Below are 23381 nucleotides of genomic sequence, written 5' to 3'. Positions count from 1 at the left end.
CGGTAGAGAGATTCCTGCTGCGGGGATCCGCCGCGCCGGCATCGTTGTCGTTGCCATTTTCTCTTTACAACAGCGCTCGCCTGGCCCGGTACCGGGCACACGCCGCGCGGTCGCTCGTGGAGGTTAATATGCTGCCCGCTGAAACTTTGCTTGGCTCCCTGCTTGCTCCATTCCTGGATCTTGTCCTCACCAGGTACGAGGCTGTCGACGTAGTAACCACCAGGATTGCAGGTCGCACTTACGTAACTGGCGGTGACCTTGGCTTTTCCTTGGTGTCCGATGACGGGGAATCAATCGACACTGTTCAGATGCATGGCGAAAGCTCGGCCTATGGCCCCAGTGCACTTCTGCTTCCATCGGAGCTGATGATGTCCGATTCGCGCTCGGTCGCGCGATCCAAGCTTGGCGACCCCATTCGAATTGGAGGCGGGGACCTCAATCCCCTGACAGGGGAGGCAGTACGAGATTGGGATCTGTTCGCAGCAGGCAAGTATCACTGTCACTTGGAGTATTTGCCGGACAATTCTGGGTTTTCCTCCTGTCAATCAGGCTTGCGCCGAACTAGCAACTTGATGACGTCATAAGGACTTCAACCCTTGGATGTGATGCACCTGGCGGGCCGGTTCGCAGGGAATACGTGAATGCGTACCGGCGACGACTAACGAATCCCCTCTGCTATTTGCGATCTCCTGTGTAGTTCGAGCGGACGTGCACGGCGATCAAGTCCGCCGAAGGTGGTCTGATGGACGCCGGACGGGAGCCGGGCTGCTACGCCGCAGCGCTCAGTAGCTCTCAGTCCTACGTAGAGCTAGTTGGATCGATTGTTCCTACCGAACTCATCTTCATCATATGCGCAGACTGTTGGTAGCTGCGCTTTCAGCGCCATATGCGTCATTGAGAAGGTTCTGCCTACCGAAGTCCGGAAATCAAGAGGCACAAACAATTTCCCATCGTTGGCAGCTGCGCGCAAGGTGTGTTCCGGAGCGTAGAAACTCCAAGACATGGAAAAATGTAAGCGCTGCGTCGGGAGGGTGGCTAATACAACACCCTCTGGGGAATACGCCCGCCGGCTTTCCATGTCTACGGTTTCTAACCTCCCGACTCCCTCGCCATCCCGGCGAGGGATCTTCCTGCTGGAGGCAGACCATGAAAAGGCAACTACCCGACGACAGCTACAACGACTACCCTTCCCAATCCGCGATTGCCCGGCGCGCACGCGAACGCCGTACGCAATCCCCGCCGTGCACCCCACCCGCACACTTCCACGAAGAGCTGAAGGTTCCCTACCTCAAGATCCGCGGCCAGTGGCTGCGGCAGATGGGCTTCAACGTGGGCCGCAAGCTGCAGATTGAAGCCTGCGCTGGCGTCATCACCATCAAGCTGCTGGGCACGCCAGCGGTGGAAGACCCACGGGTGCCCAGGTTCGTGGAACGCACGATCTTCCACGGTGAGGTCAACGCCGACCTGGGGCAGTTCCTGCCCGAGGACGTCATCCCATGAAGAAGCAGGTCTACTTGCGGGTGAAGTTGGATCCCGCCCTACGCCGCGCGTTCCAACTTTCCGCGTGGCGTAGCGAACGATCACCCAGCTACGTGCTTCGGTCGTTGATCCAGAACTGCGTGTCCCTGGATCGGAACCTCAATGGCCTTGATATTGAGGTCTGGGGCGATTGCTTCCCGCTGGAAGGTGAAGCGACGAGGCAGCCGAACCGGCAGCGCTCCCGGTGAAGAGGTAGCAACGCCACCGCTACCCGGAGCGCGTTGCCATGTAAGCGTTCGCACCACGCACCACTGCAAATCCGGTTACGGGCCCGTCTCCGGCAAGTTCAGCACCCTATCCTGGTCGGTCTCCTCGCGCTGGCGCAGGGACGAAACCCCTCGTCGAATCGGGCATGTCACATCCAGCCCGCCCATCCGTCATGGCATGCTGAGACCCTTCAATCCAGGATGCGATCGAAATGCGACTTTCCTGCCGTCCCCTGGCCACCAGTGCGGCGTTGCTGCTGCTGGCGGCCTGCCAGGCCACTCCGGATGCACCGCCGGAAGGAGCCGAGCGCCAGTACGGAACACTGACGTTCAAGCCCTGCACCCTTACCAGCGCCCAGGCCAGCAACAACGTCGAAGCCGAGTGCGCCACCCTGCAGGTGCCCGAGAACCCCGATGCGCCCACTGGCCGCAAGATCGGGCTCAACATCGCCCTGCTGGATACCGCCAACGAAGGCGACGGCAAGCAGGACCCGGTGTTCTTCCTGGCCGGAGGGCCGGGCCAGTCGGCCACGCAGGTGGCGGCCATCATCAACCAGTCGCTGCGCGACGTGCGCAAGAAGCGCGACATCATCCTGGTGGACCAGCGCGGCACCGGGAAATCCAACCCGCTCAGCTGCGTGGATGCCGACGGCAAGGAGCTTTCGTTCGACGAGAACGCGGCGGCCACGCCCGAAGTGATCGCCGAGTTCGCCACCCGCTGCGCTGCCGCGGTGGCCGAGCGTGCCGACACCCGCTTCTACACCACCACCCAGGCCATTGGTGACCTGGACGCGGTGCGTGCTGCGCTGGGCGTGGACAAGATCAACCTGGTCGGCGGTTCCTACGGTACCCGCGTGGCCCAGCAGTACGCCGCGCGCTTCCCGCAGCACACCCGTGCGGTGGTGATCGACGGGGTGGCGCCGAACGACCTGGCGGTGGGCGGCGATTTCGCCAACACCTTCGAATCGGCGATCGAGCTGCAATCCGCCCAGTGCCGCAAGGACGCCGCCTGCGCCAAGCGCTTCCCGGTCGATACCCGCACCCAGCTGCGCAACGTGATGACCACGCTGGCCAAGGCCCCGGTGGAGGTGGAGTACCGTGACCCGGGCACCGCCGCGGTACGCCGCGACCCGATCAGCGCCAACACCGTGACCAGCCTGGCCTTCATGTTCTCGTACATGCCGGAACTGTCCTCGCTGCTGCCGGTGGTGCTGGACGAAGCCGCGCAGGGCCGTTACGCGCCGCTGATGTCGCTCAACAGCCTGGCCACGCGCAACATGGCCGGGCAGATGAACCAGGGCATGCAGTGGTCGGTGATCTGCGCCGAAGACGCCGACCGCTACCAGGAAGCGCCGGCCGGCGACCGCCTGCTCGGCCCGGAAGTGGCGCGCATGTTCTTCGCCGCCTGCCCGGTGTGGAACGTGGGCACGCGCCCGAAGAACTTCACCGCGCCGTTGAGCACGGACGTGCCGGTGCTGCTGCTGTCGGGCGAATTCGACCCGGTCACCCCGCCGCGCTACGCCGAACAAGTGCTCAAGCACCTGCCCAACGGCCGCCACATCGTGGCCAAGGGCCAGGGCCATGGCACCCTTGGCGCCGGCTGCATGCCGCGCCTGCTCGCGCAGTTCATGGACAAGGCCGACGCCAAGGCACTCGACGCCTCCTGCCTGGATACCCTCACCGCGGTGCCGGCCTTCACCTCGTTCAACGGATGGGAACCATGATCGTCGCCGAGAACCTGCATAAAGCGTTCAAGACCAAGACCGGCCTGATCAAGGCGGTGGACAACGTCGGCTTCCAGGCCGAGGACGGTCGCATCACCGGCCTGCTCGGCCCCAACGGCGCCGGCAAGACCACCACCATGCGCATGCTCTACACCCTGATGTCACCCGACCAGGGTCGGGTGCTGGTGGATGGTCTGGACGTGGCCACCCACCCGGTGGAGGTCCGTCGCCGCCTGGGCGTGCTGCCCGACGCACGCGGCGTGTACAAGCGGCTGACCGCACGCGAGAACATCGCCTACTTCGGCGAGTTGCACGGCATGAGCGCCGCGCACATCCGCGAGCGCACCAAGGTGCTCTCCAAGGCGCTGGACATGGAAGACATCCTGGACCGCCAGACCGACGGCTTCTCCCAGGGGCAGCGCACCAAGACCGCCATTGCGCGCGCGCTGGTGCACGACCCACGCAACGTGATCCTGGACGAACCCACCAACGGCCTGGACGTGATGACCACCCGCGCGCTGCGTGGCTTCCTGCGCGAGCTGCGCGACGAAGGCCGCTGCGTGATCTTCTCCAGCCACATCATGCAGGAGGTGGCCGCGCTGTGCGACACGATCGTGATCATTGCCAAGGGCACGGTGATGGCTGCCGGCACGGCTGATGAACTGCGCGCGCTGACCGGCGAAGCGAACCTGGAAGATGCCTTCGTGAAGGCGATCGGCAATGAAGAAGGACTGCACGCATGAGCGCGTTTGCCACGTTGTTGACCGTCATGCGCAAGGAACTGCGCGATCTCTCGCGTGACCGCCGTACCCTGGCGCTCACCCTGCTGCTCGGGCCGTTGCTGTACCCGGTGCTGATCCTGGGCATGGGCAAGCTGGCCGAGACCCGGTTCAAGACCCAGATCGACACCCCGCTGGACATTCCGACCATCGGCCGCGAGCACGCCCCCAACCTGGTGCGCTTCCTGGCCTCGCAGGGACTCAACGCGGTGGACCCGCCGAAGGACCTGACCGCGGAGATCCGTGACCAGAAGATCGACATCGCCCTGCGCATCAGCCCGGAGTTCGGCAAGGACTGGGCAGAGGGGCGCCCGGCACTGGTGGAGATCGTGCAGGACAGCACCCGCCGCGATGCCGACATTCCCACCGCACGCCTGAAGGCGGCCCTCACCGGTTACAGCCAGCAGGTGGGTGCGCTGCGGTTGCTGGCGCGCGGTATCGACGCGCAGGTGGCACGCCCGCTGGACGTGGCCACCCAGGACCTGGCCACGGCCGAGGCCAAGCGCGGTGTGATGCTGTCGCTGCTGTTGCCGATCCTGCTCACCATTACCTCGTTCCTGGGCGGTGCCTACCTGGTGATGGACACCACCGCGGGCGAGCGTGAGCGGCAGTCACTGGAGCCGTTGCTGGCCACCCCGGCCCGGCGCAGCGCCATCGTCAGCGGCAAGATCGCCGCCGCCTGCGTGGTGGGCGTGGTGTCGCTGCTGCTCACGCTGGCGGCGTTCAAGCTCAGCGCGCAGCTGTCCACCGGTGCGGCGGCGCGGCAGCTCAACATGGGCCTGCTGTCGATGCTGCAGATGTTGTTCGTGATGATGCCGATCCTGTTCATCGGGACCTCGCTGCTGACCTTCCTCTCGGCAGCGGCCAAGAGCATGAAAGAGGCGCAGAGCCACATGACCTGGCTGATGCTGCTGCCGATGCTGCCCGGTTACGCGTTGATGGTGTACCCGGTGAAGTCCGAGCTGTGGCAGCTGGCGGTACCGTTCCTGGCGCAGAACCAGATGCTGCTGAAGATCATCCGCCACGAACCGATCAGCCCGCAGATGTGGGCGGTGTACCTGGTGGCAGGCTTCGGCCTGGCCGCACTGCTGTGGTTCGCCGCCGTACGCCGTTACCACCAGGAGCGCCTCGCGATCTCCGGTTGATTTCCGGGCGGCTGTGTACCGACCAACGGTCGGTACCTACCGCCACGGCAGCCGGTAGGTATCGACCGTTGGTCGATACGGCGGCAACAAAAAACCCCGGATCGCTCCGGGGTTTTTCTTTTTGCCCATCAATCGTGGATCAACCGCCCGGCGCGAACGACAGCGTGCGGCGGGTGGTGACCGGGGCGCTGACCGGTTCGAACTTCCAGCGCTTGACCGCGTTGAGCGCCTCGCGGTCGAAGATGCGTGCCGGGGTGGCGCGCAGCACGCGCGAGCTGGTGACAGAACCGTCGGTGCCCACGGTGATCTCCACCAGCACTTCGCCCGAGGTACCGGCGCGCAGTGCGTCGGTCGGGTAGCGCGGCGCCGGGGTGCTGATCGGACGCAGGGCGGCTGCGGCGGCCGGTGCGGCGGTGGGCTGGCGGGCAGCAGCGGCCTGGGCGGCAGCGGCAGCCTGCTGCCGCTGTTCGGCTTCGCGGCGGGCCGCTGCCTGGCGCTCGGTGTCCTGGCGCTCGCTTTCGCGGCGGGCGGCATCCTGCTGCGCGGCGATCTGCTTGGCCGCTTCAGCTTCGGTGGCCTGCTGCTGGCGCTGCTGGTCGGCCAGCAGCTTGACCTTGTTCTCAGCGTCCTTCTTGACCTTGTCGGTCTCTTCCTGGGTGCGCTTGAGGGCGGTCTGCATGCCGTTGGTGATGCCCGACTTCAGGCGCGGCAGCGCCGGTGCGGTGGGGTCCACCTTCTCGATCAGCGCCACCAGGCGCTGGCCTTCGGTGAAGTCCTCGCGGGTCAGGCTCTGCTCGGCGGCAATCAGCGTGTACGGCAGCAGGTCCGACAACGCGCTCTTGATCGAGGCATCGTCCGGGGTCTTCTCGCGCAGCGCCAGGTAGTACTCCATGGCGTTGTCGCCGGCCGGGCCGTACATGCGGTTCTCGCGCAGGGCCTTGCTGGCGAGGTCACGCAGTTCCTCGGTCCCCATTGACTGGACCTTGGCCGAAACCGCCGGAGCCGGCGGCGCGGCGGCAGGTGCTGCGGCCGTGGCAGCCGGTGCGGTCGGCGCGGCCGGAGCCGTTTCGTCCTTGCCCGAGCAGGCGGCCAGAGCCACCACCAGGGTCAGCGGCACCAGCAGGCGCGCCTTGGCGTTCGTGTTGACGTGCGACATCCAACTCCCCTTTGAAGAACGACGATACGTAAGGCCTGATGCGGTCAGGCCGACCGAAGCCCCGGTACGTTTCCCAGCGTCCGGCGCGGTGCAGCAGGTGCCCAATCTAGCATCCCCGCGCCCTGCTTTGCAGGGCCGGGGCGGGCAGGGCGGGCGCTTAGTGCGCCAGCGACTTGCTCGGGGTGTGGGCCATCAGCTTGTCGGTGTAGGCAATGCCGATGGCCGACAGGATGAATGCGGCGTGGATGATGGTCTGCCACATCACCCCGCTGCCGGTCATGGTGGAGCACTTGAACGAGGCTTCCACGGCCGGGCCGTACTTGGCCACGGCATCCAGCACCGCGGTGACGTACTCCGGGCTGTTGCACGCCGGCAGGCCGTCCAGGTTGCCGGCGCCGATGAAGGTCTTGAGCAGGTGGATCGAGGAGATGCCGATGATCGACAGCGCCAGCTTCACCTTCAGCACGCTGGCATTGACGTGGCTCAGCCACTCCGGCTGGTCAGGGTGGTTTTCCAGGCGCAGGCGCGAAACGAAGGTCTCGTAGCCGCCCACGATCACCATCACCAGCAGGTTGGAGATCATCACCACGTCGATCAGGCCCAGCACCAGCAGCATGATTTCCTGCTCGCCCATGGTGTTGGCCTTGTGGACCAGGTGCCACAGCTCCTTGCCGAACAGGAACACGTAGACGCACTGCGCCAGGATCAGGCCCAGGTACAGCGGCAGCTGCAGCCAGCGCGAGGCGAAGATCAGGGACGACAGGGGGCTGATGGGCTTTTCGGTCGAGCTCATGCTGGGATGCTGCGTTGCGGGGGACGCCGCAGAGTAGCGGGCCGGCATGACCCTGCCAAGCCAGCTGACGCACTAGACTCGGGATTCCTGAACCGCTGGGTCCTGTCATGATCGATCTGTACTACTGGCCTACCCCGAACGGCCACAAAGTCACCCTGCTGCTGGAAGAGCTGGGCCTGCCGTACACCATCAAGCCGGTGAACATCGGCAGCGGCGACCAGTTCAAGCCCGAATTCCTCGCTATTTCCCCCAACAACAAGATGCCGGCGCTGGTCGACCACCAGCCCACCGACGGGGGCGCGCCGCAGAGCGTGTTCGAGTCCGGGGCGATCCTGCTGTACCTGGCCGAGAAGACGGGGAAATTCCTGCCGGCCGACACCCGCGGCCGGGTGGCGGTGCTGGAATGGCTGTTCTGGCAGATGGCCGGGCTGGGCCCGATGAGCGGCCAGATGGGCCATTTCAACGTGTATGCGCCCGAGCAGATTCCGTATGCCATCGAGCGCTACGGCAACGAAGTGCGCCGCCTGCACGGGGTGATGGACAAGCGCCTGGCCAGCAGCGCCTACCTGGGCGGCGACGACTACAGCATCGCCGACATGGCCAGCTACCCCTGGATCGGTGCGTACGACAAGCTGCCGGTCGATTTCGCCGCGTTCCCGAACCTGAAGCGCTGGCACGACGCCATTGCCGCGCGCCCGGCGACCCAGCGGGCCTACGCGCTGAAGCATCAGGTCAACCCGGATGCCGGCAAGCCGCTGTCCGACGAAGAGCGCAAGCACCTGTTCGGCCAGCGGTAAACCAGGCGGCATCGCCGCCGATCTGCCCCCCGGCACCCGCCCCCCGGTTTTGGTTAGGATGGTCCGCTCCCAACCCGCCCCACCGGACCGGGAACGCCCAGCCGCCGCCGGAAGATTCCATGCGCCACTTTGTTGCCTCGCTCGCCCTCATGCTCGCCTCGACCACCATCGCCCACGCCGAAAAGCTCACCCTGGATGCCATCACCGGACCGCTGCCGCTGTCCGGCCCGACCCTGATGAAGCCCAAGGTGGCGCCGGATGGCTCACGCGTGAGCTTCCTGCGCGGCAAAGAGGCCGACCGCAACCAGCTGGACCTGTGGGCGTATGACATCGCCAGCGGCCAGACCCGCCTGCTGGTCGATTCCAAGGTAGTGCTGCCCGGCGATGAAACCCTGAGCGATGCCGAAAAGGCCCGCCGCGAGCGCCAGCGCATTGCCGCCATGACCGGCATCGTGGATTACCAGTGGTCGCCCGACGCGCGCACCCTGCTGTTCCCGCTGGGCGGCGAACTGTATCTGTACGACCTGGACAAGCAGGGCCAGGCCGCCGTGCGCCAGCTCACCCACGGTGAGGGCTTCGCCACCGATGCCAAGCTGTCGCCCAAGGGCGGCTTCGTCAGCTTCGTGCGCGACCGCAACCTGTGGGTGATCGACCTGGCCAGCGGTCGCCAGATCCAGCTCACCCGCGATGGCAGCGAGACCATCGGCAATGGCGTGGCCGAATTCGTCGCCGACGAGGAAATGGACCGCCACACCGGTTACTGGTGGGCGCCGGACGACTCGGCCATCGCCTTCGCCCGGATCGACGAATCGCCAGTGCCGGTGCAGAAGCGCTATGAGATGTACGCCGACCGCACCGAGATGATCGAACAGCGCTACCCGGCCGCCGGCGACCACAACGTCACCGTCAAGCTGGGCGTGATCGCCCCGCGCGCCGATGCCGCCGCGCGCTGGGTCGATCTGGGCCGCAACGCGGACATCTACCTGGCCCGCGTCGATTGGCGCGACCCGCAGCACCTCACCTTCCAGCGCCAGTCGCGCGACCAGAAGACCCTGGAACTGATCCAGGCCGACCTGGCCAGCGGCAAGCAGCGCACCCTGGTCACTGAAACGTCGCCGACCTGGGTGCCGCTGCACAACAGCCTGCATTTCCTCAAGCAGGGCGGTTTCCTGTGGTCGTCCGAGCGCAGCGGTTTCCAGCACCTGTACCGCGTGTCCGATGACGGCAAGAGCGTGACCGCACTCACCAGCGGCAACTGGCCGGTGGACGAACTGCTGGCCGTGGACGAAGACGCCGGCAAGGTCTACTTCCGCGCCGGGGTGGATTCCTCGCGCGAAAGCCAGTTGTACGCCGTGCCGCTGCAGGGCGGGGCGCTGCAGCGCCTGTCCAGCGAACCGGGCATGCACAGCGCCAGCTTCGCGAAGAACGCCAGCGTGTACGTGGACAGCTGGTCCAACACCACCACGCCGCCGCAGATCGCGCTGCACCGTGCCAATGGCGAAAAGATCGCCACGCTGGTGGAGAACAACCTGGAAGATCCCAGCCACCCGTACGCGCGCTACCTGGATGCGCAGCGCCCGGTGGAGTTCGGCACCCTCACCGCGGCCGACGGCCGCACCGCGCTGAACTACAGCCTGATCAAGCCCGCTGGCTTCGACCCGGCCAAGCGCTACCCGGTGGTGGTGTACGTCTATGGCGGCCCGGCCAGCCAGACCGTCACCGAAAGCTGGCCCGGCCGTGGCGACCACCTGTTCAACCAGTACCTGGCCCAGCAGGGCTATGTGGTGTTCTCGCTGGACAACCGCGGCACCCCGCGCCGTGGCCGCGATTTCGGCGGTGCGCTGTACGGGGTGCAGGGCACGGTGGAAGTGGCCGACCAGCTCAAGGGCGTCGACTGGCTCAAGCAGCAGCCGTGGGTGGACCCGGCGCGCATCGGGGTGCAGGGCTGGTCCAACGGCGGCTACATGACCCTGATGCTGCTGGCCAAGGCGTCGGACCAGTACGCCTGCGGCGTGGCCGGCGCGCCGGTTACCGACTGGGGCCTGTACGACACCCATTACACCGAACGCTACATGGACCTGCCGGCGCGCAACGCCAAGGGCTATGAAGAAGCGCGGGTGCTGGCCCACATCGACGGCCTGCGCTCGCGCCTGCTGCTGATCCACGGCATGGCCGACGACAACGTGCTGTTCACCAATTCCACCGAATTGATGAGCGCGCTGCAGAAGCGCGGCCAGCCGTTCGAGCTGATGACCTACCCGGGCGCCAAGCACGGCCTGTCGGGCAGCAACGCGCTGCACCGTTACCGCCTGGCCGAGGATTTCCTGGCCCGCTGCCTCAAGCCGTAACGCACGCTTCCGGGAGCCCCACCTGGCGCCGTCCGTGCCGGTGGGGCGCGGGCGGGGGCCCGCCGGGCGGCGGCCATGACCTCCGGCCGATTGCCGCTGCCTCCCCGAGTGCGTAGGGTCGCAGGCACCCGCTCACTGGAGTCCTGCATGAAGCCGCTTGCCCTTGCCGTCGCGTTGGCCCTTTCCGTCCCCGCCGCGCTCAGTGCGCCGCCGGCCTTCGCTGCCGCTCCTGCCGCCACCAAGGCCCCGGCCAGTGCGGCCTGGGTGACCCGCAGCAACGAACTGGCGCAGATCCTGCTCGACGCGCAGGGCCCGTTCCAGCCGGAAGAGACCGGCTTCTTCGGCGTGCCGGGCTACGACGACAAGGTGGCCGATTTCGGGCCGGACAACGCCAAGCGCTACCGCGCCGCGATGGCCAAGGCGCGCGACCAGCTCAAGGCCAAGCTGGCCACCGAGCGCGACCCGAACGTGCGCCAGGACCTGGCGATCATGATCGCCGCCGCCGACGAGAACATCGAAGGCAGCGAACTCAACGAAAAGTACCTGCTGCCGTGGAGCGATACCCCGCAGACGGTGTTCAGCGGCATCAACCTGCTGCTGTCCGACCAGGTGCCGGCCGAGCGCCGCGCCAAGGCGCTGGACCGCCTGAAGGCCTATGCCGGCCTGGCCCCGGGCAGCACCGCCATCACCACGCTGTCGCGCCAGCGCTATGAAGAGCGCCTGGCCGACAAGACGCTGCTGCAGCCGACGAAGATCGAGGTCGAGCAGTCGCTGGCCAACGTCGATACCTACATCACCGGCATCGAAAAGCTGTTCGACAAGTACAAGGTCGCCGGCGCCGACGAGGCGCTGAAGACCATCGCCACCCAGCTGCGCGAGTACCGCGACTGGACGAAGAGCGAGGTGCTGCCCAAGGCACGTGCCGATGCGCGCCTGCCCGAGCCGCTGTACGCCTTCCAGCTCAAGCGCGTGGGCATCGACATCGACCCCAAGCTGCTGATGCAGCGGGCGCAGCTGGAGTTCATGGAAACCCGTTCGGCGATGCGCCAGCTGGCGCCGCTGGTGGTCAAGGCCAAGGGCCTGAAGGTGGCCGACCCGACCGACCCGGTGGCGGTGATCCGCGCGCTGAAGGGTGACAAGATCGCCAACGACCAGCTGGAGCACCACTACCGCGGCGTGATCGATGCGATCGACCCGATCATCCGCGCCCAGAAGATCGTGGACGTGCCGCAGCGCCCGATGCAGATGCGGCTGGGCTCGGCCGCCGAAAGCGCTGCCTCGCCGGCCCCGCACTTCCTGCCGGCGCCGCTGGTGGGCAACACCGGCCAGCAGGGCACCTTCGTGCTGCCGCTGGGCAACCCGGCCGCCGGCGACAAGGCCGCGCAGTACGACGACTTCAACTTCGGCTCGGCCGCGTGGACGCTGAGCGCGCACGAAGGGCGCCCGGGCCATGAGCTGCAGTTCACCGCGATGGTGGAGCGCGGCGTGTCGCTGGCGCGCACCATGTTCGCGTTCAATTCGGTCAACGTGGAAGGCTGGGCGCTGTATGCCGAAGCCGAAATGGTGCCGTACGAGCCGCTGGACGGGCAGTTGATCGCCCTGCAGTTCCGCCTGCTGCGCGCCGCGCGCGCGATGCTGGACCCGATGCTCAACCTGGGCCTGATCGACCGTGCCAAGGCCGAGCGCGTGCTGATCGACGAAGTGGGCCTGTCGCAGGCGATGGCCACCCAGGAACTGGACCGCTACATGGTGCGGTCGCCGGGCCAGGCGGGCAGCTACTTCTACGGCTACACCCGGATCCTGGAACTGCGCATGCAGACCGAACTGGCACTGGGGGCGAAGTTCGACCGCCTGGCGTTCAACAACTTCCTGCTCGACCAGGGCCTGCTGCCGCCGAACCAGCTGGCCAAGGCGGTCAACGAGGTCTTCATCCCGCGGTACACGGCAAAGTAATCAACTCCGCGTGGGCCACGACCAACGGTCGTGGCCTACCGACCATTCGAACCGACCATTCGAACCGACCATTCGAACCGACCATTCGATCGGCTGTTGGGTAGGTCACGACCGTTGGTCGTGACCCGCTTTCACCGGGTCGGCGTGATCGTCTGCACCGGCAGGCGGTCCGCCGGTGGCGGGTTGGGAACCCAGATTGCCACGCCGGCCGCGCGCTTCTGCGTGGTCGGAATGCCGATGCCCACGCCGCCGCCACTATGCGAACCGTAGCTGCCGCCGCCTACGGACAGGCCGCCGCCTGAGCTGCTGGACTCCACGCCCATCAGGATCACCCCGTTGGCACCGAGCGCGGCCGCTTCCTTCTTCAGCCGCATCACCGCCGCATCGGTCTGGCCCTGGGTGCCGAAGCCTGCCGCACTGGTGGACTCCAGCTGGGCGATTTCAATCGAACCCGGCGGTGGCGTGGAATAGATCTGCACCAGCGCCGGATCGGTCGGTGCACGGCTCTGGCCCAGCATCACCTTGGAGGTGCTGGCGCAGCCGGTCACGGCCAGCAGCACGCCGAGCAGCGGAAGGAGTCGAATGTTCATGGGTTCACCCTTGTTCGGCCTGGTCGGCCTGCGCCTGGATCATCCGGGCCGGCCACTGAATCGGCGCCAACCCCGTTCTGGCGAACGTTAACACCGCCGGGGTGAGCCTGCCGCATCCCGATCTTGCCGCCGCCATCACGCGCCACTGGCACGGGGGTCGCTACGCTGCCGCCAGCATTTTCAGGTTAGGGGAGCGGGGCATGGGATTGATCAGTTTGTTGTGGGGCGTCGTGGCCCTGTTGTGGATGATCCTGGCCCTGATCCCGCTGCTGGGCTGGGGCAACTGGTTCCTGATCCCCTTCGCCGCAGTCGGTGCGGTCATCGGCGCGCTCGGCATCCTGTTCACCCACCCGACCAAACGCGGCCGCGCGTGGACCGGCCTGCTGCTCAACGCGGTCGTGGTGGTGGTGGGCATCGTGCGCCTGTCCATCGGCGGCGGGATCCTCTGACTGCGACACCCCGTCGCACCTGCCGGGTTGCCGCACCCGAGGGCGTAGAATGACCGCCCCATGATCATTCGTCCCCGCCCTCACGGCTGGCAGCTGCTGTACATCCTGCGCGGCTCCATCGTGCCTGCCATCGCGCCGAAGGTGGCCGCCATCTTCGTGCTGGCCGTCGCGGTCGCCACCTTCGCCGAACTGGCCCACCCGCCGGGCATCGAGCGCGTGTCGGTGGCGCCGTTCACGCTGCTGGGCCTGGTGCTGTCCATCTTCCTGAGCTTCCGCAACAACGCCTGCTTCGACCGCTGGTGGGAAGGGCGCAAGCTGTGGGGCCAGCTCATCTATGAATCGCGCAGCCTGGCGCGGCTGTGCAGCACGCTGCTGGCCGGACAGCCGGCACGCGCCGACCGCATCTGCCGCCTGGCCATCGCCTTCGCGCATGCACTGGCCGCACGCCTGCGCGGGCAGGACGCCGCGCTGGCCGGGCTGCCCTGGGTACCCGAGGCCGACCGCGAGCGCTACGCGCAGCGCCAGAACGTGCCGGACCAGCTGCTGGCGATGATCGCGGTGGAAACCACCGCCGCGCTGCGCGCCGGTGAGATCGACAGCATCCTGTATGCCCAGTTCGAAACCCGCCTGCATGCGCTGTCCAGCATCCAGGCCGGCTGCGAGCGCATCCTGCTGACCCCGCTGCCGTTCGCCTACACCCTGCTGCTGCACCGCTGCGCGTGGATGTTCTGCGTGCTGCTGCCGTTCGGCCTGGCCAGCTCGCTGGGCTGGGCGACCCCGGTGGTGTCGGCGGTGCTGGCCTATGCCTTCTTCGGGCTGGACCAGCTGGGCGAGGAAATGGAGGAACCGTTCGGGCTGGAACCCAACGACCTGCCGCTGGATGCGATGGTCCGCACCATCGAAATCGACCTGCTCGACAGCCTGGGCGTGCGCCCGCTGCCGGAACCCCTGCAACCGCAGCGCTACCTGCTGCAGTAACCGAATACCGTCTGGAGCATCCCATGGCCCACCCCGACTATCGCCCCCGCCGCATGCGCCACGACGAGTTCTCGCGCCGGCTGATGCGCGAAAACACGCTGACCACCGACGACCTGATCTACCCGGTGTTCGTGCACGAGCTGGCCGGCCGAGCGCCGGTCGCTTCGATGCCGGGCGTGGAACGGCTGTCGATCGATGAGCTGCTGAAAGTGGCCGAGGAAGCGCTGGAACTGGGCATCCCGGTGATCGACCTGTTCCCGGTGATCGACCCGGCCGGCAAGAGCCTGGATGCAGCCGCCGCGTGGGACGAGAACGGCCTGGCACAGCGGGCGATCCGCGCGCTGAAATCGCGCTTCCCCGAGCTGGGGGTGATGACCGACGTAGCGCTGGATCCGTACACCACCCACGGCCAGGACGGGATCATCGACGACAAGGGCTACGTGCTCAACGACATCACCGTGGCCGCGCTGGTCAAGCAGTCGCTCTCGCACGCCGAAGCCGGCGTGGACATCATTTCGCCGTCGGACATGATGGATGGCCGGATCGGCGCGATCCGCCGCGCGCTGGACGCCCAGAACCACGTCAACGTGCGCATCATGGCGTACTCGGCCAAGTATGCCTCGGCGTTCTACGGCCCGTTCCGCGACGCGGTGGGCAGCTCGGCCAGCCTCGGCAAGGCCGACAAGAAGACCTACCAGATGGACCCGGCCAACGGCGACGAGGCCATGCGCGAAATCGCGCTGGACCTGGAAGAGGGCGCGGACATGGTGATGGTCAAGCCGGGCATGCCCTACCTGGACCTGGTGCGCCGGGTGAAGCAGCAGTTCGGCGTGCCCACCTTTGCGTACCAGGTCAGTGGCGAGTACGCGATGATGAAAGCGGCCTTCGCCAACGGCTGGCTGGACGAACGCGCCTGCGTGCTGGAGTCGCTGATCGGCTTCAAGCGGGCCGGTGCCGATGGCGTGCTGACCTATTTCGCACCGCAGGTGGCGCGTTGGCTGCGCGAACGCTGACAATACGCGTCAACACGCAGACAGGAGCAGGATGATGCAGACGATGGGATGGGTGCAGTGGCTGACCTGGGGCACCGGCGTGCTGGTGTTCGCGGTGGTGATCGGCCTGGTCATCCGCGGCGTGCTGCGTGCCGCCCGCCGCGCGCCCGAGCAACCCTCGGCCGCCGCCCGCCTGGCCCGCGAAGCCAACCTGCCGCCGGCCGTGCAGGCCCAGCTGGCCGCGCTGAACCAGCGCAAGGACAACGGCGAGATCAGCGAAACCGAGTACGAGCAGCAGCGCGCCGCCTTGCTGCGCGCGTACTGAAGGAAAAGCGTACCGACCAACGGTCGGTACCTACCATCCTTACCGGCAGCCAGCCACCGTTGGTGTGCGCAACCTGTACAGGTCCAACCCGCCGGCCTTCGGCGACTTTGCCTGCCCAGCCACCACCAGCTCGCTCGGCTTGGATGCATCCACCACCGGCGCGCCGGTCTGCCCGTCGGCGGTATTGAACGACAGCCCCAGCGGCACCGCCGCCGCGCCGTAGTCGCAGCCCACCTGCCACACCTGCGAATGCCCACCCGCCACGCGGGTGAACACAAGCGCCCCGCCATTGCCCAGCCAATCACCGCCCAGCTCGTCGGCCGCGCTGTTGAGCGGCGCCGGCAACGGCGTCGCCGCGTTGAACCCGCGGCCCTGCGCGGTCGCCACGAACAGGTCGAACCCACCCTGGGTGCCCTTGCCATTGCGCGCGAACAGCAGCACCTGCCCATCCGGCCGCAGCGCCGGGCGGCGCTCGTCGGCCGCCGTGTTGACCGTCACCGGCATCGCCAGCACGGTGCCGAAGCTGCCGTCCTCGCGGATCATCACCCCATACAGGTCGAACCCACCGCGCCCGCTGCCGCCGTTGGAGGCGAAGTACAGCCAGGCCCCGTCGTGGCTGAAGAACGGATCCACCTCATCCCCGGCAGTGTTGAGCGCCAGCGGCGCCGGATCCTGCCAGCGCCCGTCGCGCAGCGTGGCCTGCCACAGGTCCCAGCCGCCGGCGCCGCCGGGCCGGTCGCTGGCCCAGATGATGCGCTTGCCATCCGGCGCGATGGTCGCCTGGGCCTCGTTGGCCTTGGTCGACACCACCCCCATGCCTTCGATGCCGAACTCGGAAAGCGCCATCGCGCCCGGTGCGGAGAGTAAACTCAGGCTCAGCGCGAGCAGAGACAAGGGAGTGCGCATAGTCGCTTCCATTGGGGTTTGCGTTTCAATCCAGGCCCGGAGTTTAAGACACCCATGACCGCCCGTTACGCCGTATTCGGCCAGCCCATCGCCCACTCGCAGTCGCCGCACATCCATGCCGCGTTCGCCCGCCAGGAGGGCATCGCGCTGGATTACCGCGCCATTGAAGCGGCACCGGCCGATTTCCCGGCGGCGCTGGAGGCGTTCGCCGCCGACGGTGGCGTCGGTGCCAATGTCACCGCGCCGCTGAAGGAAATCGCCTTCGGGCTGTGCAAGACCTTTACCTCCCGCGCCATGCTGGCCCAGTCGGTCAACACGCTGCTGCGCAAGGGTGACGGCTGGCACGGCGACACCACCGATGGCGTGGGCCTGGTGCGCGACCTCACCGACCGCCACAGCCTGGACCTGCGCGGCCGCCGCGTGCTGCTGCTGGGTGCCGGTGGTTCGGCGCGCAGCGTGGCCCCGGCGCTGCTGGATGCCGGCATCCGCGAACTGGTGGTGGTCAACCGTACGCCCGAGCGTGCCGACGAGCTGAGCGATGCGATCGGCGAGCCCGGCCGCGTGCTGACACAGTACTGGGACCGCATGGACGAACTCGGCGACTTCGAGCTGATCGTCAACGCCACCTCTGCGGGCCGTGACCGCAATGAAGAGTTCAAGCTGCCGCTGTCACTGGTCAACAGCATGACCACCGCCGTGGACCTGAATTATGGCGAGGCCTCCTTTGCGTTCCTGGCCTGGGCCCGCGCGGCACAGTGCCGCAACATCGTCGACGGCCTCGGCATGCTGGTCGAACAAGCCGCCACCAGCTTCCAGCAATGGCACGAAGTGCGCCCGGAAACCGATCCGGTCTACGCCGAACTGCGCGCCCGCAACGCCCTGGCGGGTGAAGAGTGAGCAGCAGCATGGATCTGCTGCTCAGCCTGCTGGGCATGGTCGCGATGCGCCTGCCGGTGCTGATCGCGCTGGCGGTGTCGCTGGTGTGGGTGGTGGATACCCCGCGCGGTGCCATCCGCAGTGTCGCCCTGTGGGCGCTGGGCCTGCTGCTGGCCGGCACCCTGGGCGGGCTGGCGCTGAACATCGTCCCGACCTGGCTGGTCCAGACCGGCGACTACGGCAACGTACAGATGCTGTCGTACTGGCTGCGCGGCGGCCACTTCGCGTTGGGCCTGGTGGATGCCCTGGCCACGGTGCTGCTGGTGTGGGCGATGACCCGTGCGCTGCGCAACCGCGCCGCCCCGGCGGCCTGACCGGGCGACCCCGGTCACGGATCTGAACCGGCGCGGAAAAATCCGCGCCGGTCCGGGCCCCGGAGCATGAGAAAATACCCGCCTGATCCAGGCAGGACCTCCCCGTCGTGACCGAAAAAGTTGAAGCCCCGCGTGCGCTGAACGACGAGCTCAAGACCGTCATCCGCGATGCCTACGCCAAGCTGCAGGCCAATACCCCCGGCTTCAGCACGCGGCGTTCGCAGAGCCAGATGATCGGCGTGGTCTCGCGTGCGCTGTCGCAGAGCGGCGGGGTAGGGGTGGTCGAGGCCCCCACCGGCGTGGGTAAGAGCCTGGGCTACCTCACCGCCGGCGTGCCGATTGCGCTGGCCACCAAGAAAAAGCTGGTGATCAGCACCGGCACCGTGGCGCTGCAGTCGCAGCTGGTCGAGCGCGACATTCCCAACTTCCTCAAGGCCACCGGCCTGGAGGCCACCGTGGCGCTGGCCAAGGGCCGCACCCGCTACCTGTGCACGCGCAATGCCGCTGAAGCGCATGGCGATGGCGCGCAGGAAGGCATGTTCGAGGACGAACAGCCGCTGTTCGACCGCCCGCTGGCGCCGATTGAAATGGACCTGGCGCAGAAGCTGAGCAAGGATTTCGTCGAAGGGCGCTGGAACGGCGACCTGGACAACGCGCCCGACACCATCAGCCCCTCGCTGCGCTCGCGCATCACCACCCCGGCCTCCGGCTGTGCCGGGCGCAAGTGCGCCTACTCCGCCCAGTGCGCCGTGCTGCGCGCGCGCAACACCGTGCGCGACGCCCAGATCGTGGTCACCAATCACGCGTTGCTGCTGTCGGCCCTGTCCATTGGCGAAAGCGACAACGGTCAGCCGCTGATCGCCCCGCCCTCGGACATGCTGCTGGTGCTCGACGAAGGCCACCACATCGGCAACGTGGCCATCGACCAGGGCGCGGCCAGCCTGGCCCTGGATGAGATGGCCAAGCGCACCGGCCGCCTGCAGATCCTCATCGCCGCCGCCTACCGCGCGGTGGACAAGGACAAGCTGGGCAACCTGCTGCCCAACGAAGCCATCGACGTGGCCGCGCGGGTCAGCAAGCAGCTGCGCGCGTTCCGCGATGTGATCGACCGCAGCTGGCAACCGGACCCGACCGCGCAGGAGCCGATGTGGCGCGCGCCGAACGGGCGGCTGCCGGACATCTGGATGGCCGATATCGAGGCGCTGGCTGATGACACCCGCGCGCTGTTCAACTGGGCCCACGCCGCGCAGTCGCAGGTGGCCAAGGGCAAGCCCGAAGACGCCGCGCGCGAGCGCCTGCAGCGCACGCTGGGCATGGCGCTGGAAATGATCGAACAGCAGCACAACCTGTGGACCGCCTGGCGCCGCGAAGACAAGGAAGGCCAGCCGCCGTTCGCGCGCTGGGTGACGCTGTCGCGCGATGGCGACCTGATCCTGCACGGCTCGCCCGTGTCGGCCGCCAACGTGCTGCGCAAGCTGTTGTGGGATGAAGTGGATTCCGTGGTGATGACCTCGGCCACCCTCACCGGCGGTGGTGATTTCCAGGCGCTGGCGATCGACAACGGCATTCCCAACGAAGCAGAGATGGTCTCGCTCGCGTCCCCGTTCGACCTGCCCAACCAGGCCGAGCTGATCGTGCCCAACTTCCCGGTCACCCCGGACGACCGCGACCGGCACCCGAAGGAAGTGGCCAAGTACCTGGTCAAGGAACTGGACTGGAGCAAGGGCAGCATCGTGCTGTTCACCTCGCGCTGGAAGATGGAAAAGGTGGCCGAACTGATGCCCGCCGCGCAGCGCAAGCAGGTGCTGGTGCAGGGCGAAACGGCCAAGCAGAAGATGATCGACGAACACCTGCGGCGCACCTCGGCAGGCGAGGGGTCGGTGTTGTTCGGGCTGAACTCGTTCGGCGAAGGCCTCGATCTGCCCGGTGAAGCCTGCACCACGGTGGTGATCACCCAGGTACCGTTCGCGGTGCCGACCGATCCGCAGACCTCCACCCTGAGCGAATGGTTCGAAAGCCGCGGGTTGAACGCCTTCAACCTGATCGCCATCCCGCACGCGCTGCGTACGCTGACCCAGTTCGCCGGCCGCCTGATCCGCACCTCCACCGACACCGGCCGCGTGATCATCCTCGACTCGCGCCTGATCAGCCGCCGTTACGGCAAGCGCATCATCGATGCGTTGCCGCCGTTCAAGCGCGTCATCGGCTGACGAGCACCCCGTGGGACACGCATGGCGTGTCGCTACGCACCTTCGCCGGGCGTGGGGGATGCTGATCGCGACGGCGCGTAGGGACACGCCATGCGTGTCCAGCGCAGTGTCAGCTATGCGCGACGCATCGGCAGGCGCTGCCCATCGCTCAGGCTGCGCCACAGCCACTCCGCCGGGCCGAAGTAGTACCGTCGCAGCCACCACGCACTCAGCCACAGCTGCAGCGGAAACACGATGGCCGCCACCAGCAGCACCGGCCACAGGCCCTGCGATGGCCCGATACCGAGCCCGAACCCGGCAAACAGCGGCACGCACACCAGGCTCTGCAGCAGGTAGTTGCTCAAGGTCATGCGCCCGGCCGGCACCAGCACGCGCAACCCGCGCTCGGCCCACGGCCGCAGGTACAGCAGCGCGAACCCGCAGGCGATGGCGATGCCCAGCGCCAGCGGCGCCACCCGGTAGCTCACCCGCAGCAGATAGCCCGGTACCCCATCGCGCAGCAGCGGCCAGTGCGCCTTCAGCGCGGGCGCAGCGGCCTCGATGCACAGGAACACCACGCCAACCATCGCGCCGCCAACGCACAGGCCCCACAGCAGCGGCAGGTGCTGTTCGGGCCGCTGCAACAGCCCCCGGCGCCCCGCCCAGTAGCCCAGCAGGAAGCGGCCCAGCACGAACAGCAGCAGGGCCCAGTTGGTCAGCCGCACCCAGCCGCCCAGCACCAGGTTCTGCCACCACGCCTGCCAGAGCGTGCCGCCGGACAGCGCATCCAGCGCATTCCCATACATCTGCGTGCGCGGCGTCAGCGTCAGCACCCACTCGCGCATCCACGGGGCCAGCAGCGGTGGCAGGAACAGCGCCGCCACCAGGCCGGCCACCAGCAACCCGCGGTTGCCCAGGTGCCGGAACAGCGGCAGCAGCAAGCCCACCACGGCATAGGTCAGCAGGATGTCGCCCCACCACAGCACCGTGGCATGCAGCAGCCCGATCAGGGCCAACGCCCCCATCCGGCGCAGATGCGGAACCAGCCCAGGGCGCATTTCCATCTGCATGGCAAAGCCCATGCCGAACAGCAGCGAGAAGATCGTCACCGCCTTCATATCCACCAGCCACCCCATTCCGGTGCGCACCGCATGATCCAGCGCGGCACTCGGCAGCGCCTGCTGCGCGGCCTCATCCAGCAAGGCATCCAGCGAATAGAACCGCAGGTTGACCAGGAACACGCCCAGCAGCGCGAACCCGCGCAGCGCATCGATCAGCGGTTGGCGCGGGGGTCGCGGCGGCGCATCGGTCAACAATTGGCGGGGTGCCCCCATGGCGTAGAGCCACGCCATACGTGGCTGCGTATCAACAGGCCCCCAGTAGAGCCGGGCCCAGCCCGGCTGTCCAGCTACAGCTTGCCCACATCCCGCACCGCGCCCTTGTCCGCGCTGGTCGCCAACAATGCGTAGGCCTTGAGCGCCCCGGTCACCTTGCGCGGCCGCGCCTCCCGTGGCTTCCACCCCAACGCATCCTGCTCCGCACGCCGCGTCGCCAAGGTAGCGGCATCCACCAGCACATCAATCCGCCGCGCCGGAATGTCGATCCGGATCCGGTCGCCATCACGCACCAATCCAATCGTGCCGCCCGCTGCCGCTTCCGGTGACGCATGCCCGATCGACAGCCCGGACGTACCACCCGAAAACCGTCCATCGGTCAGCAGCGCACACTGCTTGCCCAGCCCCTTCGATTTCAGGTAGCTGGTCGGGTACAGCATCTCCTGCATGCCCGGCCCGCCACGCGGGCCCTCATAGCGGATCACCACCACGTCGCCGGCCTGCACCTCGTCGGCCAGGATGCCCTGCACGGCCGCGTCCTGGCTTTCGAACACCTTCGCATTGCCTTCGAACACGTGGATGGACTCATCCACGCCGGCGGTCTTCACCACGCAGCCATCCTCGGCCAGGTTGCCCCGCAGCACCGCCAGCCCACCTTCGGCCGAGTACGCGTTCGCTACATCGCGGATGCACCCCTCGGCGCGGTCCAGGTCCAACGAAGGCCAGCGCGTCGCCTGGCTGAAAGCCACCTGGGTCGGAATGCCGGCAGGGCCGGCACTGAAGAATTCATGCACGCCCGCGTCGTTTGTCACCGCTACATCCCAGCGCGCAATGGCATCGGCCAGGGTGCGGCTGTGCACGGTCGGCACATCGACATGCAGCAGCCCGCCGCGTGCCAGTGACCCGAGGATCGCGAACACGCCACCGGCGCGGTGCACATCCTCCATGTGGTACTTCGGCGTATTCGGCGCCACCTTGCACAACTGCGGCACCCGTCGTGACAGCGCGTCGATAGCATGCAGATCGAAGTCCACTTCGGCTTCCTGCGCGGCCGCCAGCAGATGCAGGATGGTGTTGGTGGAACCGCCCATGGCGATATCCAGCGTCATCGCATTCTCGAATGCCGCACGCGTGGCGATCCCGCGCGGCAGCGCGCTGGCATCTTCGCCGCCATACCAGCGGTGGCACAGCTCCACCACCAGCCGACCGGCACGGCGGAACAGCTGCTCGCGGTCGGCGTGGGTGGCCAGGGTCGACCCGTTGCCTGGCAGCGACAGGCCCAGCGCTTCGGTCAGGCAGTTCATCGAGTTCGCGGTGAACATGCCCGAACACGACCCGCAGGTAGGACAGGCGCTGCGTTCGTACTCGGCCACCTTTTCATCGGAGGCGCTGGCATCTGCGGCGATCACCATTGCATCCACCAGGTCCAGCTTGTGCTCGGCCAGCCGGGTCTTGCCCGCTTCCATCGGCCCACCGGAAACGAACACCACCGGGATGTTCAACCGCAACGCGGCCATCAGCATGCCGGGGGTGATCTTGTCGCAGTTGGAAATGCACACCAGCGCATCGGCGCAGTGCGCGTTGACCATGTACTCCACCGAGTCGGCGATGATCTCGCGGCTGGGCAGCGAATACAGCATGCCGTCGTGGCCCATGGCGATGCCGTCATCCACCGCGATGGTGTTGAACTCCTTGGCCACCCCGCCGACCTGTTCGATCTCGCGCGCCACCAATTGGCCCAGGTCCTTGAGGTGCACGTGGCCGGGCACGAACTGGGTAAAAGAATTGGCGATGGCGATGATCGGCTTGTGGAAGTCCGCATCGGTCATGCCGGTGGCGCGCCACAGGGCGCGGGCGCCGGCCATGTTGCGGCCGGCGGTGGAGGTACGGGAGCGGTATTCAGGCATGGGGGCTGGCAGGATCTGGCG

Annotated in this window: 22 protein-coding genes; 16 read left to right on the top strand and 6 right to left on the bottom strand. The window is 67.3% G+C overall.

What is annotated here, in order from left to right; translation table 11 throughout:
- From KVS69_RS11965 to KVS69_RS11940, 6 genes are all read left to right on the top strand, one after another.
- A partial coding sequence (locus tag KVS69_RS11965; protein WP_217538204.1) for a hypothetical protein occupies positions 1-584 on the top strand: 584 nt, incomplete at its 5' end.
- A gap of 562 nt (positions 585-1146) precedes the next feature.
- On the top strand, positions 1147-1500 hold the full coding sequence (locus KVS69_RS11960) for a SymE family type I addiction module toxin (protein WP_093532677.1): 354 nt from the start codon (positions 1147-1149) through the stop codon (positions 1498-1500).
- On the top strand, positions 1497-1727 hold the full coding sequence (locus KVS69_RS11955) for a hypothetical protein (protein WP_095363213.1): 231 nt from the start codon (positions 1497-1499) through the stop codon (positions 1725-1727). Before KVS69_RS11960 ends, KVS69_RS11955 begins: the two co-directional genes overlap by 4 nt.
- A 230-nt stretch (positions 1728-1957) precedes the next feature.
- On the top strand, positions 1958-3469 hold the full coding sequence (locus tag KVS69_RS11950; protein ID WP_217538203.1) for an alpha/beta hydrolase: 1512 nt from the start codon (positions 1958-1960) through the stop codon (positions 3467-3469).
- Positions 3466-4212: an ATP-binding cassette domain-containing protein gene (locus tag KVS69_RS11945; protein ID WP_068854388.1), complete on the top strand. Its 747-nt coding sequence runs from the start codon at positions 3466-3468 to the stop codon at positions 4210-4212. The genes KVS69_RS11950 and KVS69_RS11945 overlap by 4 nt, the downstream gene beginning before the upstream one ends.
- On the top strand, positions 4209-5393 hold the full coding sequence (locus KVS69_RS11940; protein ID WP_068854387.1) for an ABC transporter permease: 1185 nt from the start codon (positions 4209-4211) through the stop codon (positions 5391-5393). The genes KVS69_RS11945 and KVS69_RS11940 overlap by 4 nt, the downstream gene beginning before the upstream one ends.
- A gap of 139 nt (positions 5394-5532) precedes the next feature.
- On the opposite strand, the gene KVS69_RS11935 is transcribed toward KVS69_RS11940, so the two are convergent.
- On the bottom strand, positions 5533-6549 hold the full coding sequence (locus KVS69_RS11935) for an energy transducer TonB (protein WP_068854386.1): 1017 nt from the start codon (positions 6547-6549) through the stop codon (positions 5533-5535).
- A 157-nt stretch (positions 6550-6706) separates the two neighbouring features.
- A complete protein-coding gene (locus KVS69_RS11930; protein WP_068854385.1) occupies positions 6707-7342 on the bottom strand; it encodes a TIGR00645 family protein in 636 nt (211 codons plus the stop codon).
- A gap of 107 nt (positions 7343-7449) precedes the next feature.
- Between KVS69_RS11930 and KVS69_RS11925 the strand changes: the two genes are divergently transcribed.
- The 3 genes from KVS69_RS11925 (at position 7450) to KVS69_RS11915 (ending at position 12440) form a co-directional block, all read left to right on the top strand.
- Positions 7450-8139 carry a glutathione S-transferase N-terminal domain-containing protein gene (locus KVS69_RS11925; RefSeq protein ID WP_217538202.1) on the top strand — a complete coding sequence of 230 codons (690 nt, stop codon included), beginning with the start codon at positions 7450-7452 and terminating at the stop codon, positions 8137-8139.
- Positions 8140-8258: 119 nt separating this feature from the next.
- Positions 8259-10487: a S9 family peptidase gene (locus tag KVS69_RS11920; protein WP_217538201.1), complete on the top strand. Its 2229-nt coding sequence runs from the start codon at positions 8259-8261 to the stop codon at positions 10485-10487.
- 147 nt (positions 10488-10634) lie between these two features.
- Positions 10635-12440 (top strand): DUF885 domain-containing protein, encoded by a 1806-nt coding sequence (locus KVS69_RS11915; RefSeq protein ID WP_217538200.1) that lies wholly within the window; start codon positions 10635-10637, stop codon positions 12438-12440.
- A 131-nt stretch (positions 12441-12571) separates the two neighbouring features.
- Here the strand turns inward: KVS69_RS11915 and KVS69_RS11910 are convergent, their stop codons facing one another.
- A complete protein-coding gene (locus tag KVS69_RS11910) occupies positions 12572-13030 on the bottom strand; it encodes a hypothetical protein (protein ID WP_217538199.1) in 459 nt (152 codons plus the stop codon).
- A 200-nt stretch (positions 13031-13230) separates the two neighbouring features.
- Here KVS69_RS11910 and KVS69_RS11905 point away from each other — a divergent pair, with 200 nt between their 5' ends.
- The 4 genes from KVS69_RS11905 to KVS69_RS11890 are packed head-to-tail and all read left to right on the top strand — an operon-like array spanning position 13231 to position 15774.
- Positions 13231-13479, top strand: coding sequence for a hypothetical protein (locus KVS69_RS11905; protein ID WP_184125975.1), 249 nt, complete (start codon positions 13231-13233; stop codon positions 13477-13479).
- A gap of 60 nt (positions 13480-13539) precedes the next feature.
- Positions 13540-14457 carry a bestrophin family ion channel gene (locus KVS69_RS11900; protein ID WP_217538198.1) on the top strand — a complete coding sequence of 306 codons (918 nt, stop codon included), beginning with the start codon at positions 13540-13542 and terminating at the stop codon, positions 14455-14457.
- A gap of 23 nt (positions 14458-14480) precedes the next feature.
- Complete coding sequence (gene hemB / locus KVS69_RS11895; RefSeq protein WP_068854378.1) at positions 14481-15470, top strand: porphobilinogen synthase; 990 nt, start codon at positions 14481-14483, stop codon at positions 15468-15470.
- A gap of 31 nt (positions 15471-15501) precedes the next feature.
- The gene (locus tag KVS69_RS11890; protein ID WP_184125973.1) at positions 15502-15774 is read left to right on the top strand and encodes an SHOCT domain-containing protein; all 273 of its coding nucleotides are present in this window, start codon (positions 15502-15504) and stop codon (positions 15772-15774) included.
- 39 nt (positions 15775-15813) lie between these two features.
- Here the strand turns inward: KVS69_RS11890 and KVS69_RS11885 are convergent, their stop codons facing one another.
- A complete protein-coding gene (locus KVS69_RS11885; RefSeq protein ID WP_217538197.1) occupies positions 15814-16680 on the bottom strand; it encodes a TolB-like protein in 867 nt (288 codons plus the stop codon).
- Positions 16681-16734: 54 nt separating this feature from the next.
- On the opposite strand from KVS69_RS11885, the gene aroE reads away from it, so the two are divergent.
- From aroE to dinG, 3 genes are all read left to right on the top strand, one after another.
- Positions 16735-17577 (top strand): shikimate dehydrogenase, encoded by an 843-nt coding sequence (gene aroE / locus KVS69_RS11880; protein ID WP_217538196.1) that lies wholly within the window; start codon positions 16735-16737, stop codon positions 17575-17577.
- 8 nt (positions 17578-17585) lie between these two features.
- On the top strand, positions 17586-17930 hold the full coding sequence (locus KVS69_RS11875; RefSeq protein WP_093532689.1) for a hypothetical protein: 345 nt from the start codon (positions 17586-17588) through the stop codon (positions 17928-17930).
- Positions 17931-18037: 107 nt separating this feature from the next.
- On the top strand, positions 18038-20140 hold the full coding sequence (dinG, locus tag KVS69_RS11870; protein WP_210131278.1) for an ATP-dependent DNA helicase DinG: 2103 nt from the start codon (positions 18038-18040) through the stop codon (positions 20138-20140).
- 113 nt (positions 20141-20253) lie between these two features.
- Here dinG and KVS69_RS11865 read toward each other — a convergent pair whose 3' ends face one another.
- On the bottom strand, positions 20254-21453 hold the full coding sequence (locus KVS69_RS11865; RefSeq protein WP_217538195.1) for a DUF418 domain-containing protein: 1200 nt from the start codon (positions 21451-21453) through the stop codon (positions 20254-20256).
- A 74-nt stretch (positions 21454-21527) separates the two neighbouring features.
- Positions 21528-23360 (bottom strand): dihydroxy-acid dehydratase, encoded by a 1833-nt coding sequence (ilvD, locus tag KVS69_RS11860; protein WP_217538194.1) that lies wholly within the window; start codon positions 23358-23360, stop codon positions 21528-21530.
- Positions 23361-23381: the final 21 nt, after the last annotated feature.

Origin of the sequence: Stenotrophomonas sp. GbtcB23, from assembly GCF_019091045.1 — a bacterium.
GTDB lineage: Bacteria > Pseudomonadota > Gammaproteobacteria > Xanthomonadales > Xanthomonadaceae > Stenotrophomonas > Stenotrophomonas rhizophila_A.
The sequence above is the reverse complement of the archived record's forward strand: the minus strand, read 5'-3'. Positions and strand labels throughout refer to the sequence as shown.

Bases quoted from the DNA above. Each gene is read 5' to 3' on its own strand.
- KVS69_RS11960 (WP_093532677.1), top strand. From the start codon at position 1,147: ATGAAAAGGCAACTACCCGACGACAGCTACAACGACTACCCTTCCCAA.
- KVS69_RS11955 (WP_095363213.1), top strand. From the start codon at position 1,497: ATGAAGAAGCAGGTCTACTTGCGGGTGAAGTTGGATCCCGCCCTACGC.
- KVS69_RS11950 (WP_217538203.1), top strand. From the start codon at position 1,958: ATGCGACTTTCCTGCCGTCCCCTGGCCACCAGTGCGGCGTTGCTGCTG.
- KVS69_RS11945 (WP_068854388.1), top strand. From the start codon at position 3,466: ATGATCGTCGCCGAGAACCTGCATAAAGCGTTCAAGACCAAGACCGGC.
- KVS69_RS11940 (WP_068854387.1), top strand. From the start codon at position 4,209: ATGAGCGCGTTTGCCACGTTGTTGACCGTCATGCGCAAGGAACTGCGC.
- KVS69_RS11935 (WP_068854386.1), bottom strand. From the start codon at position 6,549: ATGTCGCACGTCAACACGAACGCCAAGGCGCGCCTGCTGGTGCCGCTG.
- KVS69_RS11930 (WP_068854385.1), bottom strand. From the start codon at position 7,342: ATGAGCTCGACCGAAAAGCCCATCAGCCCCCTGTCGTCCCTGATCTTC.
- KVS69_RS11925 (WP_217538202.1), top strand. From the start codon at position 7,450: ATGATCGATCTGTACTACTGGCCTACCCCGAACGGCCACAAAGTCACC.
- KVS69_RS11920 (WP_217538201.1), top strand. From the start codon at position 8,259: ATGCGCCACTTTGTTGCCTCGCTCGCCCTCATGCTCGCCTCGACCACC.
- KVS69_RS11915 (WP_217538200.1), top strand. From the start codon at position 10,635: ATGAAGCCGCTTGCCCTTGCCGTCGCGTTGGCCCTTTCCGTCCCCGCC.
- KVS69_RS11910 (WP_217538199.1), bottom strand. From the start codon at position 13,030: ATGAACATTCGACTCCTTCCGCTGCTCGGCGTGCTGCTGGCCGTGACC.
- KVS69_RS11905 (WP_184125975.1), top strand. From the start codon at position 13,231: ATGGGATTGATCAGTTTGTTGTGGGGCGTCGTGGCCCTGTTGTGGATG.
- KVS69_RS11900 (WP_217538198.1), top strand. From the start codon at position 13,540: ATGATCATTCGTCCCCGCCCTCACGGCTGGCAGCTGCTGTACATCCTG.
- hemB (WP_068854378.1), top strand. From the start codon at position 14,481: ATGGCCCACCCCGACTATCGCCCCCGCCGCATGCGCCACGACGAGTTC.
- KVS69_RS11890 (WP_184125973.1), top strand. From the start codon at position 15,502: ATGATGCAGACGATGGGATGGGTGCAGTGGCTGACCTGGGGCACCGGC.
- KVS69_RS11885 (WP_217538197.1), bottom strand. From the start codon at position 16,680: ATGCGCACTCCCTTGTCTCTGCTCGCGCTGAGCCTGAGTTTACTCTCC.
- aroE (WP_217538196.1), top strand. From the start codon at position 16,735: ATGACCGCCCGTTACGCCGTATTCGGCCAGCCCATCGCCCACTCGCAG.
- KVS69_RS11875 (WP_093532689.1), top strand. From the start codon at position 17,586: ATGGATCTGCTGCTCAGCCTGCTGGGCATGGTCGCGATGCGCCTGCCG.
- KVS69_RS11865 (WP_217538195.1), bottom strand. From the start codon at position 21,453: ATGGGGGCACCCCGCCAATTGTTGACCGATGCGCCGCCGCGACCCCCG.
- ilvD (WP_217538194.1), bottom strand. From the start codon at position 23,360: ATGCCTGAATACCGCTCCCGTACCTCCACCGCCGGCCGCAACATGGCC.